At 66.7% G+C, this 13,247-nt stretch carries 11 protein-coding genes; 3 read left to right on the top strand and 8 right to left on the bottom strand.

Features of this window, described 5'->3' with window-relative positions; genetic code table 11:
• Nucleotide 1: 1 nt before the first annotated feature.
• The 6 genes from Q1A36_RS19545 to Q1A36_RS19520 form a co-directional block, all read right to left on the bottom strand.
• Nucleotides 2-1,210, bottom strand: coding sequence for a TRAP transporter substrate-binding protein (locus Q1A36_RS19545; protein WP_299847595.1), 1,209 nt, complete (start codon nucleotides 1,208-1,210; stop codon nucleotides 2-4).
• A gap of 252 nt (nucleotides 1,211-1,462) precedes the next feature.
• On the bottom strand, nucleotides 1,463-2,740 hold the full coding sequence (eno, locus tag Q1A36_RS19540) for a phosphopyruvate hydratase (RefSeq protein WP_299847572.1): 1,278 nt from the start codon (nucleotides 2,738-2,740) through the stop codon (nucleotides 1,463-1,465).
• Nucleotides 2,741-2,810: 70 nt separating this feature from the next.
• Entirely contained in the window at nucleotides 2,811-3,497 is a 687-nt protein-coding gene (locus tag Q1A36_RS19535; RefSeq protein WP_299847570.1) for an endonuclease/exonuclease/phosphatase family protein, read from the bottom strand.
• Nucleotides 3,494-4,894: a protein adenylyltransferase SelO gene (locus Q1A36_RS19530; protein ID WP_299847568.1), complete on the bottom strand. Its 1,401-nt coding sequence runs from the start codon at nucleotides 4,892-4,894 to the stop codon at nucleotides 3,494-3,496. The genes Q1A36_RS19535 and Q1A36_RS19530 overlap by 4 nt, the downstream gene beginning before the upstream one ends.
• 93 nt (nucleotides 4,895-4,987) lie before the next feature.
• Nucleotides 4,988-5,695, bottom strand: a complete 708-nt coding sequence (locus tag Q1A36_RS19525; protein ID WP_299847566.1) for an aquaporin — start codon at nucleotides 5,693-5,695, stop codon at nucleotides 4,988-4,990.
• Nucleotides 5,696-5,838: 143 nt separating this feature from the next.
• Nucleotides 5,839-6,177: an SMR family transporter gene (locus Q1A36_RS19520; protein WP_299847564.1), complete on the bottom strand. Its 339-nt coding sequence runs from the start codon at nucleotides 6,175-6,177 to the stop codon at nucleotides 5,839-5,841.
• Between the two features lie 229 nt (nucleotides 6,178-6,406).
• On the opposite strand from Q1A36_RS19520, the gene obgE reads away from it, so the two are divergent.
• A complete protein-coding gene (obgE, locus tag Q1A36_RS19515; RefSeq protein ID WP_299847562.1) occupies nucleotides 6,407-7,444 on the top strand; it encodes a GTPase ObgE in 1,038 nt (345 codons plus the stop codon).
• Nucleotides 7,432-8,547: a glutamate 5-kinase gene (gene proB / locus Q1A36_RS19510; protein ID WP_299847560.1), complete on the top strand. Its 1,116-nt coding sequence runs from the start codon at nucleotides 7,432-7,434 to the stop codon at nucleotides 8,545-8,547. The genes obgE and proB overlap by 13 nt, the downstream gene beginning before the upstream one ends.
• A gap of 18 nt (nucleotides 8,548-8,565) precedes the next feature.
• Here the strand turns inward: proB and Q1A36_RS19505 are convergent, their stop codons facing one another.
• Together Q1A36_RS19505 and pepN are read right to left on the bottom strand one after the other, a co-directional pair.
• Nucleotides 8,566-9,468, bottom strand: a complete 903-nt coding sequence (locus tag Q1A36_RS19505; RefSeq protein WP_299847558.1) for a 1-acyl-sn-glycerol-3-phosphate acyltransferase — start codon at nucleotides 9,466-9,468, stop codon at nucleotides 8,566-8,568.
• Nucleotides 9,469-9,477: 9 nt separating this feature from the next.
• The gene (gene pepN, locus Q1A36_RS19500; RefSeq protein ID WP_299847556.1) at nucleotides 9,478-12,048 is read right to left on the bottom strand and encodes an aminopeptidase N; all 2,571 of its coding nucleotides are present in this window, start codon (nucleotides 12,046-12,048) and stop codon (nucleotides 9,478-9,480) included.
• Nucleotides 12,049-12,226: 178 nt separating this feature from the next.
• On the opposite strand from pepN, the gene Q1A36_RS19495 reads away from it, so the two are divergent.
• Nucleotides 12,227-12,922 carry a hypothetical protein gene (locus Q1A36_RS19495; RefSeq protein ID WP_299847554.1) on the top strand — a complete coding sequence of 232 codons (696 nt, stop codon included), beginning with the start codon at nucleotides 12,227-12,229 and terminating at the stop codon, nucleotides 12,920-12,922.
• Nucleotides 12,923-13,247: the final 325 nt, after the last annotated feature.

The following is a 13,247-nucleotide window of genomic DNA, read 5'->3' as shown; positions in this document are numbered from 1 at the left end:
CTTAGTTGCTGGCCGGAGCCGGCGCCGCGGCACCATCTGCCGGCGCCGCAGCGCCATCAGCCGGGGCGGCGGCGGCATCACCGCCGACGCCGAACTTGGCCGGGGCGAGGTTGCCGTTGCGCTGCTGGATCATCATGAAGGTGTCGAAGGTATACTCGGCGGTCTGCGCATAGAGATACCAGTCGTCACGATACTGCAGCATCGCCTCGTATTGCGTCTTGAAGGCGGGGTTCTCGGCCGAAAGCTCGGCATAGACCTCGTTCGCGGCGTTGAAGGCGGCGGTCAGGATCTCTTCGCTGAACGGGCGCAGCTGCGCACCGGCGCCATAGAGCTCTTTCAGCGCGGTCGGGTTCTTCATGTCGTATTTCGCCAGCATGTTCTGGTCGGCCGCATGGGCGCAGCTGCGCAGCAGCGACTGATAGGCCGGCGGCAGGGCTTCGAACTGGTCCTTGGCGAAGAAGAAGCTGACGGTCGGACCGCCTTCCCAGAAACCCGGGTAGTAGTAATAGGGCGCAACCTTCTGGAAGCCTAGCTTGGCGTCGTCATAGGGGCCGACCCATTCGGCGGCGTCGATCGTGCCCTTTTCCAACGACGGATAGATGTCGCCGCCGGCGATCTGCTGCGGCACCACGCCCAGCTTCTCCATCACGCGGCCAGCGAGGCCCGAGATGCGCATCTTCAGACCCTTCAGGTCTTCAAGGGTGTTGATTTCCTTGCGATACCAGCCGCCCATCTGGACGCCGGTATTGCCGCCCGGATAGGCCACCAGGTTATGGCCGGCGAGGAATTCGTTGTAACGGTCGATGCCGCCGCCCTGATACTGGTAGGCGGTCTTGGCGCGGGCGCTCAGCATGAAGGGCAGGTCGGCACCGGGGGCGAAGGCAGGATCCTTGCCCCAGTTGTAATAGCCGACCGAATGGGCGGATTCGACGGTGCCGTCACCGGCCGCATCGATGGCGCCAAGGCCCGGAACGATCTCGCCCGCTGCAAAGACCTGAATGGTGAACTTGCCGTCGGTCGCCTCTTTCAGGCGGGTGGCCAGTTCTTCGCCGCCGCCGTAGATCGTGTCCAGCGATTTCGGGAAAGACGAGGCCATGCGCCAGTTGATGGTGGGCGATTCCTGCGCAATGGCAGGGGCGGCCAGGCCGGCAGTCGCTGCCGCAGCAGCACCGCCGACCGAGGCGCGCGTCAGAAACGCACGACGGTCCAGATTATTGGTTTTTTTCATGAAACTTCCTCCTGTCGGGATGGGAGGGCGCGTGTCGCCCTTATGTTACCCACCTTGGAACAGGCGCGATTTTAGGGCCTGTCACCGCGCTGTCGAGGGGTCAGTGACACCTAGTTTCAAATAATTTGGTGACGTAGCGGCATGAAGGGCCATGCCCTTGCCGATGCTGCAAAATGTCAGCGCTGACAGGGGCGCGGCAACCGCTTTGGCCGCCGCGCCCGGGATGGTGACGGCTCAGCCGCGCAGGATCGAGCGACCGGCATAGACGGCCATCTCGCCCAGCATCTCCTCGATGCGGATCAGCTGGTTGTATTTCGCCAGCCGGTCCGAGCGGGCAAGGCTGCCGGTCTTGATCTGGCCGCAATTGGTGGCGACGGCGAGGTCGGCGATGGTGGCATCCTCGGTCTCGCCCGAGCGGTGCGACATGACGCTGGTATAGCCGGCACGGTCGGCCATGCGCACGGCGTCCAGCGTTTCCGACAGGGTGCCGATCTGGTTCACCTTGACCAGCAGCGAATTGCCGCAGCCACGGCGGATGCCCTCGGCCAGACGGTCCGGGTTGGTGACGAAGAGGTCGTCGCCGACCAGTTGCACGCTGCCCCCCAGGCGCTCGGTCAGCAGACGCCAGCCGTCCCAGTCATCCTCGGCGCAGCCATCCTCGATCGACAGGATCGGGTAATCGGCGCAGAGCGCCGCCAGGTACTCGACATTCTCGCCCGAGGTCAGGGATTTCCCTTCGCCGGCAAACTCGTACTTGCCGTTCTTGAAGTATTCGGTCGAGGCGCAGTCGAGCGCCAGCATGATGTCGTCGCCCGGCTTGTAGCCGGCCTTCTCGACCGCGCGCAGGATGAAATCCAGCGCGTCGCGGGTGCTCGAGAGGTTCGGGGCAAAGCCGCCCTCGTCGCCGATCCCGGTCGAGAGACCCGAGGCCGACAGTTCCTTCTTCAGCGTGTGGAACACTTCCGAACCCATGCGCACGGCGTCGCGGATGTTCTCCGCCGAGACCGGCATGATCATGAATTCCTGGATGTCGATCGGGTTGTCGGCATGTTCGCCGCCGTTGATGATGTTCATCATCGGCACCGGCAGGACATGTGCGCCGGTTCCACCGACATAGCGATACAGCGGTTGGCCGGTCGCCGTCGCCGCGGCCTTCGCCACAGCCAGCGAGACGCCGAGGATGGCATTGGCGCCAAGCCGGCCCTTGTTCGGGGTGCCGTCCAGTTCGCACATCATCCGGTCGATCGCCAGTTGCTCGGTCGCGTCCTCGCCGATCAGGTTCTCGGCCAGTTCGCCGTTGACCGAAGCCACCGCGTCCAGCACGCCCTTGCCCATGTAGCGCGCCTTGTCGCCGTCGCGCTTCTCCACCGCCTCATGCGCCCCGGTCGAGGCGCCCGAGGGAACCGCCGCGCGGCCCAGGGTGCCGTCTTCCAGCGTGACATCTACCTCGACGGTCGGGTTGCCACGGCTGTCAAGGATTTCGCGGGCGTAGATATCGATGATCGCGGACATGCGCGCCTCCTGAGGGGAAAATGTTAGCGCCTTAATAGCGACGCAACGTTACAGGCGAAAGCCGCAAATTTCAGGGCAGTTCGATATCCGCCCAGATCGGCAGGTGATCCGAGGCGGCCCGGGCCGGGTCGTCGGAAAAGACGCCCATGCCATGCAGGGTGATGCAGCTGCTCAAGGCCATCCGGTCCAGCCGCAGCTGCGGCACCGGCGCGGGATAAGAGGGACCAGGCGCGATCAGGCGATAGCCGGTCAGTGGCTCCAGCCCGCGATCATCGCGCCATTCGTTGAAATCGCCCAGCATCACCAGCGAGCCATTGCCGATCCGCGCCGCCTGCGCCGCGATCCGGGTCAACTGCGCCCGGCGCGAGGATCGCGCCAGACCCAGATGCATGGCGATGACCGTCAGGCCGGGCAGCCGCAGCGCCACCGCGCCGCGCGGCTCCAGCCCCGGCAAGGGCAGGCGGCGCAGCTGCGCCTGTTCGGCCAGATCGGGGCGCATCAGGATGGTCTGGCCGTGCCAGCCAAGGGAGTTCTCGCCGGTGCGGCCGGTCAGGTCGGCGGGCACCAGCCCGGTCGTCTCGGCGATCAGCCGGCGCGGCAGCGCCTCGGGCCGGGCGCCATAGCGGAAATCGACCTCCTGCAGCGCGATGATGTCGGGGCGCAGGGCAGCGATGACGGCCAGATTGCGCTCGGGCGCGTGCGGGCCGGTGAGGCCACGGCATTTATGCAGGTTATAGCTGGCGATCCGCAGGGTCATGTGCCGCAGAAGGTCCGTTGGACAAGCTCATCGGGTTCGGGTGCGACGGCCAGGTCGCGCCACGCCTCGCGATCTTCGCGCGGATGGGTGACGGCGTCAAACAGGCGCTGGAAGGGTTCAAGATCGCCCGAAACGGCGGCGGTGATGGCCTGTTCGATCCGGTGATTGCGCGGGACGCGACGCGGGTTGGCATGGGCCATGATCTGCGCATCCGGGCCGCGCGCCTGCCAGTCCTTCGCCCAGGCATCGAAACTGGCGCGGTCGGTGAACTCGTCGCGCGCACTGCCATCGCTGAGGCCCGCGAAGACCCGGGTGAAGTCGGCGCCTTGTTCGGCCATCAGCGTCAGCAGGCGCTCGATCAGCTGGCGATCATCCGGCGTGGCGCTGATCCCCAGCTTTTCGCCAAAGCGCCTGAGCCACGCGGCCTGGTAGAGCGCCGGAAAGGCATGGACCGAATGGGTCGCGGCCTCGATGGCGGCCTCGCGCTCGCCCATCAGCGGGATCAGGCAGGTGGCCAGTTGCGCGAGGTTCCAGACCGCGATCTGCGGCTGTTCCGACCAGCGGTAACGGCCCATCTGGTCGATCGAGGAAAACACCTTGTCGGGGTGATAAGCATCCATGAAGGCGCAGGGGCCATAGTCAATCGTCTCGCCCGACACCGCCATGTTGTCGGTATTCATCACCCCGTGGATGAAGCCCAGGGCCATCCATTGCGCGATGGTCTCGGCCTGCCGGGCGATGACGCCATCGAGCAGGGTCAGTGGCCCATGGGCATGGGGGTAATGGCGGTCGATGGCATGATCGCTGAGCGCTTTCAGCGCCTCGATATTGCCGCGCACGGCGAAATACTCGAAGGTGCCGACCCGGATGTGACTGCTGGCCACGCGGGTCAGGACGGCGCCGGGCAGGGGGGCTTCGCGCATCACCGTCTCGCCGGTGGCAACGGCAGCCAGCGAGCGGGTGGTGGGCACGCCCATCGCCGCCATGAATTCGCTGACAAGGTATTCGCGCAGCACCGGACCCATCCAGGCGCGGCCATCGCCCCGGCGCGAGAAGGGCGTGGGACCCGAGCCTTTCAGCTGGATGTCGAACCGATGCCCGTCGGGCGCTACCACCTCGCCAAGCAGAACCGCGCGGCCATCGCCCAGTTGCGGCACGAAGCCGCCGAACTGGTGGCCGGCATAGGCCATGGCAATCGGATCGGCACCCTCGGGCAAAGCATTCCCGGCCAGCATCTCCACGCCGTCGGGGCTGGTCAGCCAGCTCGCATCAAGACCCATGCGCCGGGCCAGCGGTTCGTTCAGTGCCAGCAGCCGCGCCTCGCGGACCGGGGTCGGTGGGGTGCGGGTGAAGAAACCGGCGGGCAGGCGGGCATAGCTGTTGTCGAACTGGATCATCAGGGGCCTCCTGTCCCTCATCTAGGCGCAGAAGGCGGCGGGGAAAAGGGCCGCGCGTCAATCAAGATGGCGCGCGGCCCGGTTTCGCGGGTCTCAGCGGAAACCCTTTGGTTGGGCATGGGGAGAGCGGGTGATGCCCGCGCCATGCAGCACGCCCGCCAGCAGCCCACCGGCCAGCGGTGCAAGGAGGAACAGCCACAGCTGCGACAGCGCCGCGCCCCCGGCAAAGATCGCCGGCCCGATCGAGCGCGCCGGGTTCACCGACACGCCGGTCACGTCGATGCCGACCAGGTGGATGCCGGTCAGCGTCAACCCGATGGCCAGCCCGCCGAAGCCCACCGGCGCATCGCTCTGTGTCGCGCCAAGGATGACGGTGACGAACAGGAAGGTGGCGACGAATTCGAAGACGAAGGCCGACATCATCGTGTAGCCGCCGTTATAGCCCTCGCCGAAGCCGTTCTGGCCAAGGCCATTGGCGGCAATGGAGTAATCCGCCTTGCCCGAGGCGATGACATAGATGACCGCCGCCCCGGCAATCGCGCCGAGGATCTGGGCGATGCAATAGGTGACGAAGTCGCCCATGGTCAGCCGCCCCGAGGCGAGGAAGCCAAGCGAGACCGCCGGGTTCAGCTGTGCGCCCGAGATCACCCCGAAGCCATAGGCCGCCGCGACGATCGACAGGCCGAAGGCGAAGGCGATGCCCTGAAAACCGATCAGGTCGCCCATCAGGACTGCCGAACCCACACCGAAGAAGACCAGAATGAACGTGCCGATGAACTCGGCAATTGCCTTGCTGGACATGAAAAACCCCCTGTTATCAGGTGACTGAAACCACCTGCGCAACAGGGTGCGCCTCGCCTCCGGACCGCGCAATGCGTGTAAATGCCCATGCGACGAAACACCGCTGCGAGTCCGCAGCGCGCGGGACACCCGCCGGTTGCGGCTCAGTGCGTGACGCTGGTCGAGAACAGGTTCACCACCAGTACCCCGGCGATGATCAGCCCCAGCCCGATGATCGCCGGCAGGTCCAGCTTCTGGCCAAACAGCGCCAGCCCCGCCAGCGAGACCAGAACGATGCCAAGCCCGCTCCAGATCGCATAGGCGATGCCAAGCGGCATGGTCCGAAGCACCAGCGACAGGAAATAGAACGAGGCGGCATAGCTGACCCCGGTGATCAGCGTCGGCACCAGACGGGTGAACTGCTCGCTGCGCTGCAGGAAGCTGGTGCCGATCACCTCGAGCGTGATGGCGGTGAAGAGCGTGGCATAGGTCAAAGGCGACATGGCAAAACCTCGTGGTGATGCCCCCGATCTAGGGAATCGGGCCGAGCCTGTCACGCTCACGAAACCGTGAGGAGCGGCCTGATCTTGAATGCGGGCGGAAGAAGGCTTATCCCAACGCCTTGCGCCAAGCTGAACCCCGGCGGCATCCGCCGCGATGAACCACTGCGGCATCCGCCGCGCTGAACCCTTGCGGCATCCGCCGCGCTGAACCGAACTGAAGGATAGACCTGTGAAATTTCTCGATCTTGCCAAGGTCTATATCCGCTCGGGCGGCGGCGGGGGCGGCAGCGTCTCGTTCCGGCGCGAAAAATTCATCGAATATGGCGGCCCCGATGGCGGCGATGGCGGCAAAGGCGGCGATGTCTGGGCCGAGGCGGTCGAGGGGCTGAACACGCTGATCGACTTCCGCTACCAGCAGCATTTCTTCGCCAAGTCCGGCCAGCATGGCATGGGCAGCCAGATGACCGGCAAGTCGGGCGACCCGGTGGTGCTGCGCGTGCCGGTGGGCACCGAGATCCTCGAAGAAGACGAGGAAACGGTGATCGCCGACCTGACCGAACCCGGCCAGCGGGTGCTGCTGGCCAAGGGCGGCAATGGCGGCTGGGGCAACCTGCATTTCAAATCCTCGACCAACCGCTCGCCGAGGAACGCCAATCCCGGTCAGCCGGGGATCGAGCGGACGCTGTGGCTGCGGCTGAAGCTGATCGCCGATGCCGGGCTGGTGGGTCTGCCGAATGCCGGAAAATCGACCTTCCTTGCCGCCACCTCGAACGCCCGGCCGAAGATCGCGGATTACCCCTTCACCACGCTGCACCCCAATCTGGGCGTCGTGGGCGTGGACGGGCGCGAATTCGTCATGGCCGACATTCCCGGCCTGATCGAGGGCGCCAGCGAAGGCCGGGGGATCGGCGACCGCTTCCTTGGCCATATCGAGCGTTGCGCGGTGCTGCTGCACCTGGTCGACGGCACATCTGAGGACGTGGCGGGCGATGCGCGCACCGTGCTGACCGAGCTGGAAGCCTATTCCCCGGTGCTGATGGACAAGCCCCGCATCACCGCGCTGAACAAGATCGACGCGCTGGACGAAGAGACCATCGCCGAGCGGCGGGCCGAGCTGGAGGACGAGATCGGCGGGCCAGTCTTCCTGATGTCGGGCGTGGCGAAAGAGGGCGTGACTGATGTGCTGCGCGCGCTCTGGTCCCAGATCGCTGCTGCGCGCGGCCTCTCCTCGACCCCGGTGGAAACGGTCGAGAAATGGCAGCCCTAGCCCCCGATCTCGCCCGCGCCCGTCGCCTGGTGGTGAAGATCGGCTCGGCCCTGCTGGTCGGGCCGGACGGACTGAAAACCGACTGGCTGCGCGGCCTCTGCGATGACGTGGCCTTGTGGCGTTCGCGCGGGGCCGATGTGGTTCTGGTCTCCTCCGGCTCCATCGCCCTTGGCCGCCGGGTGCTGAACCTGCCCGCCGGTGGCGCGCTGGCGCTGGAACAGGCGCAGGCGGCGGCGGCGGTGGGCCAGATCCGGCTCGCGCGCGCCTATGAGGAGGCGCTGGCTCCGCATGGCGTGACCACCGCGCAGGTGCTGCTGACGCTGGAAGACAGCGCCGACCGCCGCCGCTACCTGAACAGCCGTGCCACGATGCAGACCCTGCTGGGGCTGGGCGTGGTGCCGATCGTCAATGAGAACGACACCGTGGCGACCGACGAGATCCGCTATGGCGACAATGACCGGCTGGCGGCGCAGATCGCGGTGACGGCGGGGGCGGATCAACTGTTGCTGCTCTCGGATGTCGACGGGCTTTATACCGCCAATCCGAAGACCGACCCGAGTGCCGTGCATCTGCCGGTGATCGAACGCCTGACCGGCGAGATCGAGGCGATGGGCGGCGATCCGGTCTCGGGCCTCTCGAAAGGCGGGATGAAGACCAAGCTGATGGCCGCGCGCACCGCCGTGGCCGGGGGCTGCGCCATGGCGATTGCCGAGGGCTCGGTGCTGCGCCCGCTGACCGCGGTGGCGAATGGCGCGCGCGCCAGCTGGTTCCTGCCCGAGGGCGACCCGCATCTGGCCCGCAAACGCTGGATCGCCGGGATGAAGCCGCGCGGCACCATCGTGATCGACGCGGGTGCCGTCCGCGCGCTTCACAGCGGCAAGTCGCTGCTGCCCGCCGGTGTCACCGGCATCTCGGGCACATTCGGCCGGGGCGATCCGGTGACCGTCACCGGCCCCGCCGGCGAGACGCTGGCCCATGGCCTTGTCCGCTATACCGCCGACGAGACCCGCCGCATCGCCGGCCACCATTCCGCCGAGATCGAGGCCATCCTGGGCTATTCGGGCCGCGCCGCGCTGATCCACCGCGACGATCTGGCGATCTGAAGGCGGTTTCTCTGTCGCTCAAATATCCCGGGGGAGACGGCCGAAGGCCGGCGGGGGCAGCGCCCCCTTGCCCTGCGCCAGCCGCGGCGCATCAGGGCCGGGCGCGGGCAGGGCCAGCACGGCATCGCGCAGCGCCGCGATGGCCTCTTCGCTGCTGCGGGGCAGGCTCGCAGGATCGATCGGCGCGCCGATGGTCACGCGGTAGGGCTGGCTCGCCTTGTTCAGCACCTCGTTGAACAGCGTCACATCGCGCAAGGACGCATGGATGCGGTCCAGCGCATAGAAGAGGGCCGAGTTCCGCGCGCGGATGCGCAGCGGGATGACCGGCACCCCGAACTTCCGCGCGATCATCGCCGCGCTCGCCATCCAGGGCCGCTCGTGCAGCGTCAGCCAGCGCCGCTTTGCCAACCGGCCCGAGGGGAAGATCAGCCCGATCCGCCCGGCGCCAAGCGCGGCGCGGGTATAATCCATCGTCGCGCGGGTCTTGGCATGGCTGCGCTTTTCCAGCCGCCATTCGACCGGGGCGATCAGCGCCTCGGTCTGGGGCAGCACCCGGATCATGTCGTGATTGGCATAGATGAACAGGTCGTCGCGCAGCTGGCTGATCAGCGCGTGCAGCACCAGACCGTCGGCAATGCCGGTCGGGTGGTTCGCCACGATCAGCGCCGGGCCACGGGCCGGCAGATGCTCCATCCCCGCCACCTGCACATCGCGCACCATCAGCGCCTGCATCCGGCGCAGGATCTCGGGCGTGGGCAGGTCGCGGAACTCGGCAGCCAGCCGCAGCGTCTCGGGATAGCGCAACAGCCACATCATTGCGCTGCGGGCCAGCGCATGATGGGGCTTGCCCGAATAGAACCACGGCGCCCGCTCGGCGATCAGCGGGTCGATCCGGGCCTGCATCTCTTGTCGTGCGTCCATCCGCTGCCGTCAGCCCTTCGCCGCCATCATCCGCGACACCATTTCCGAGGTGTTGCGCGACAAACGCGGGGTATCGGCAATGCGTTGCAGCGCCGCCAGCGATTTCTCGCGCCGGCCCGCATCATAGCGCCACCAGGTCTCGAAGGCCGAGGACATGCGGGCGGCAATCTGCGGATTGGCCCCGTCCATGCGGATCAACCAGTCGGCGGTCACGTCATAGCCCGCACCGTCCGCTGCATGGAAACCGGCATGGTTGGCCGAGAGCCCGCCCAGAAGCGCGCGGAAGCGGTTGGGGTTTTTCCAATCGAAATCATCGCGTTCTGACAGCTTCCGCGTGATCGCGGCAGCTTGCGACGGATCGGCGGCGGCGGGCTGGACCATGAACCACTTGTCCATGACCAGCCGGTTGCCGGCGAATTCCTCGTGGAACTCGGCCAGCGCACCCTCGGCCTTGCCGGCGCGGATCAGTGCCGCCAGCGCCGCAAACCGCTCGGTCATATTGCCGGCCTCGGCGAATTGCGCCGCCGCCCGGGCGCCGCCATCCAGCAGCGACAGCCGCGCCAGCGCGACATTGCGCAACGCCCGCCGCGCCGCGCCCTCGGCATCGGGGATATAGGCGCCCGGCACCGTCATCTGCCGGTAGAGCCGGTCCAGCAGATCCTCATGCGTCTCGGCCACGGCCCGCGCCAGACGCTGATGCGCCATATGGATGGCATCGGGATCGGGCACGGTGCCCGCATCCGAGAGCCGCGCCGCCACCTCGTCCTCGGGCGGAAGTTGCAGGCAGAGGGCGCGGAAGGCCGGATCGACCGCATCGTCACCCGCCAACTCGCCGATGGCGGCGATATAGGCGGGGTCGGGTTCCGCCCCCTGCGCCATGGCCTGCAGCGCCGTCAACGCCAGCCCGCGCCCCGATTCCCACCGCACGAAGGGATCGGTGTCATGGGCCAGCAGGAAGGCGCGCCCCGCATCGTCGAGATCGCGGTCCAGAACCACCGGCGCCGAGAAGCCGCGCAGCACCGAGACCGTGGGCCGAGCTCCCAGCCCCTCGAAGGCAAAACTCTGGCTGGCCCCGGTCATCTCCAGCACCTCGGTCGGGCGCACCTCGTCGCCATTCGGACCGATCAGCCCCACGGCAATCGGGATGACGCGCGGCGGCTTCTCGTCCTGACCCGGCGTCGGCGGGGTAACTTGCGTGAAACTGAGCGTCAGCTTGCCGTCGTCCCACGCCTCGTCCATCCGCAGGCGCGGCGTGCCGGCATCGGTGTACCAGCGCTTGAACTGCGTGAGATCGCGGCCGGTCGCGTCCTCGAAGACCGACAGCCAGTCCTCGATCGTCGCCGCATCGCCGTCATGGCGGTCGAAGTAGAGGTCCAGCGCCGCCTTGTAGCCGTCATCGCCGACCAGACGCTTCAGCATCCCGATCACCTCAGCGCCCTTCTCATAGACGGTCGCGGTGTAGAAATTGTTGATCTCCTGGTAGTGGTCGGGCCGCACCGGATGGGCCAGCGGCCCCTGATCCTCGCGGAACTGGCGGGCGCGCAGCGTCTGCACATCCTCGATCCGCTTCACCGGGGCCGAGCGCATGTCGCTGGTGAATTGCTGGTCGCGGAAGACCGTCAGCCCTTCCTTCAGGCACAGCTGGAACCAGTCGCGGCAGGTGATGCGGTTGCCGGTCCAGTTGTGGAAATATTCATGCGCGATGACGCCCTCGATGCGGTTGTAATCGTCATCGGTGGCGGTTTCGGGCGAGGCCAGCACCAGTTTCGAGTTGAAGATATTCAACCCCTTGTTTTCCATGGCTCCCATGTTGAAATCATCGACCGCGACGATGTTGAACACATCGAGGTCATATTCGCGGCCATAGACCTCTTCGTCCCATTTCATCGACTTGATGAGCGACTCCATGGCAAAGCCCGCGCGGTCCTGGTCGCCCGGACGCACCCAGACATTCAGCGCCACTTCGCGCCCCGACAGGGTGGTGAAGCTGTCGCTGATCGCCACCAGGTCGCCCGCCACCAGCGCGAAGAGATAGGCCGGTTTGGGCCAGGGATCATGCCATTCGGCCCGGCCGGGTGCCGTGCTGACCGGGTTGCCGTTCGACAGAAGGATCGATTTCGTCGACTCGATGGCGACGCGGAAGGGCGCCATCACGTCGGGCCGGTCGGGATAGAAGGTGATGTGGCGAAAGCCTTCGGCCTCGCATTGGGTGCAGAACATCCCGCCCGAGAGGTAAAGCCCCTCGAAAGTGGTATTGGCACCCGGATCGATGCGCACATGGGCCTGAAATGTGAAGCTGTCGCCGGGCAGGGCAGCCTCGGCGACGGTCAGCACCTCGCCCTCGCGGGTGAAATCGCCGGGCTCCAGCTCGCGCCCGTCGATGGCCAGCCGCAGCAGTTGCAGGCCCGCCCCGCCGTCCAGCACCAGCGGCCCGTCGCCCTCGCGGGTCAGGTCCAGTTCCGACTCGACCTCGGTGGCGTGATCGCTCAGGCGGAAGCGCAACCGGGTCTCGTTCAACCGGAAGGGGTAGGGGCGATAATCGGCAAGATATTGCGTCTGAAAGGCATTTTTCTGCGTCATCACTACCCTCGGGCCAAAAAACATGTTGCGTTGCGGGAACTTGTCCGTGATCGGAGTGTTATTCGGCTGAGTGCCGGGTCGCAAGGCGGCGAGGATCGCCGGGCGGCCGCATGGCGCATCATTGCCGAGCCCGGCATTCAAAAGGCCGGTAGTTCAACAGAGTGAATGGAGGCCAGTTATGACCTACGATCCCAACGATCCCAAACGCAACGATGCCAATACCCCGGCCGAGCGCAATGAAACCTATGTCGAGCCGGTCGAGCGCCGCGCCTCGCCGCTGCCGCTGATCATCGGCGTCCTGCTGGCGCTGGCGCTGGCCTATTTCGTGCTGCAGCGCTTCATGACCGGCGACGAGGTCGTCGAGGGTGATGCGGCTGCGGTCGAGCAGACCACCGAGGAAGCCGCCGCCGAGACCGAAGCTGCGGTCGAAGGTGCCGCTGCCGATGCTGAAGCCGCCGTGGAAGGTGCCGCTGCCGATGCCGAGGCTGCCGCCGAAGACGCGGCCGCCGATGCGGAAGCCGCTGCCGATGCCGCCGCGACCGATGCCGAGGCTGCCGCCGATGCCGCCACCGATGCGGCTGGCGCCGCCGTTGACGCGGCAGGCGAAGCCGCCTCGGATGCCGCAACCGCCGTTGGCGATGCCGCCAGCGACGCCGCGACCGCCGTCGAGGGCGCCGTGACCGACGCGGCCAATGCCGTCGAGGAAGCCGTGACCCCGGAACCGGCTGCCACCGAACCGGCTGCCACCGAACCGGCAGCGACCGAACCGGCAGCGACCGAGCCCGCAGCGACCGAACCGGCCGCCACGGAACCGGCGACGACCGAACCGGCTGCCGAAGGCACCGCGCCCGTGGTTCCGCCCGCAAGCAACTGATCCGGTCACAGCCGATCAGCGATTTTCGGAAGCCGCGCAGGGTCATCCTGCGCGGCTTTCTGCTGCGCGGATCGTCTGCAAACGGGGGGCTTTGCGGTCAGATGGCCCAGCTTCCGGGCGAGGCGGCGGACCGCCTATCGACCAAAGGCTGAGAATGGTTTTGAAAAGAACCGGGACGCACGGTCTTGTGAAAGATTGTTGCGCAATGTTACAGATGCTGCGACTGCGAATAGATCGGGGGAGTCATCATGAAGATTGGTGCCTTGAGAGAGACCCAGGAGGGCGAGGCTCGCGTTGCGGTGACACCGTCGTCTGCGGCGCATCT

Origin of the sequence: uncultured Paracoccus sp. (genome assembly GCF_947487305.1) — a bacterium.
Classification (GTDB): Bacteria; Pseudomonadota; Alphaproteobacteria; order Rhodobacterales; family Rhodobacteraceae; genus Paracoccus.
The sequence above is the reverse complement of the archived record's forward strand: the minus strand, read 5'-3'. Positions and strand labels throughout refer to the sequence as shown.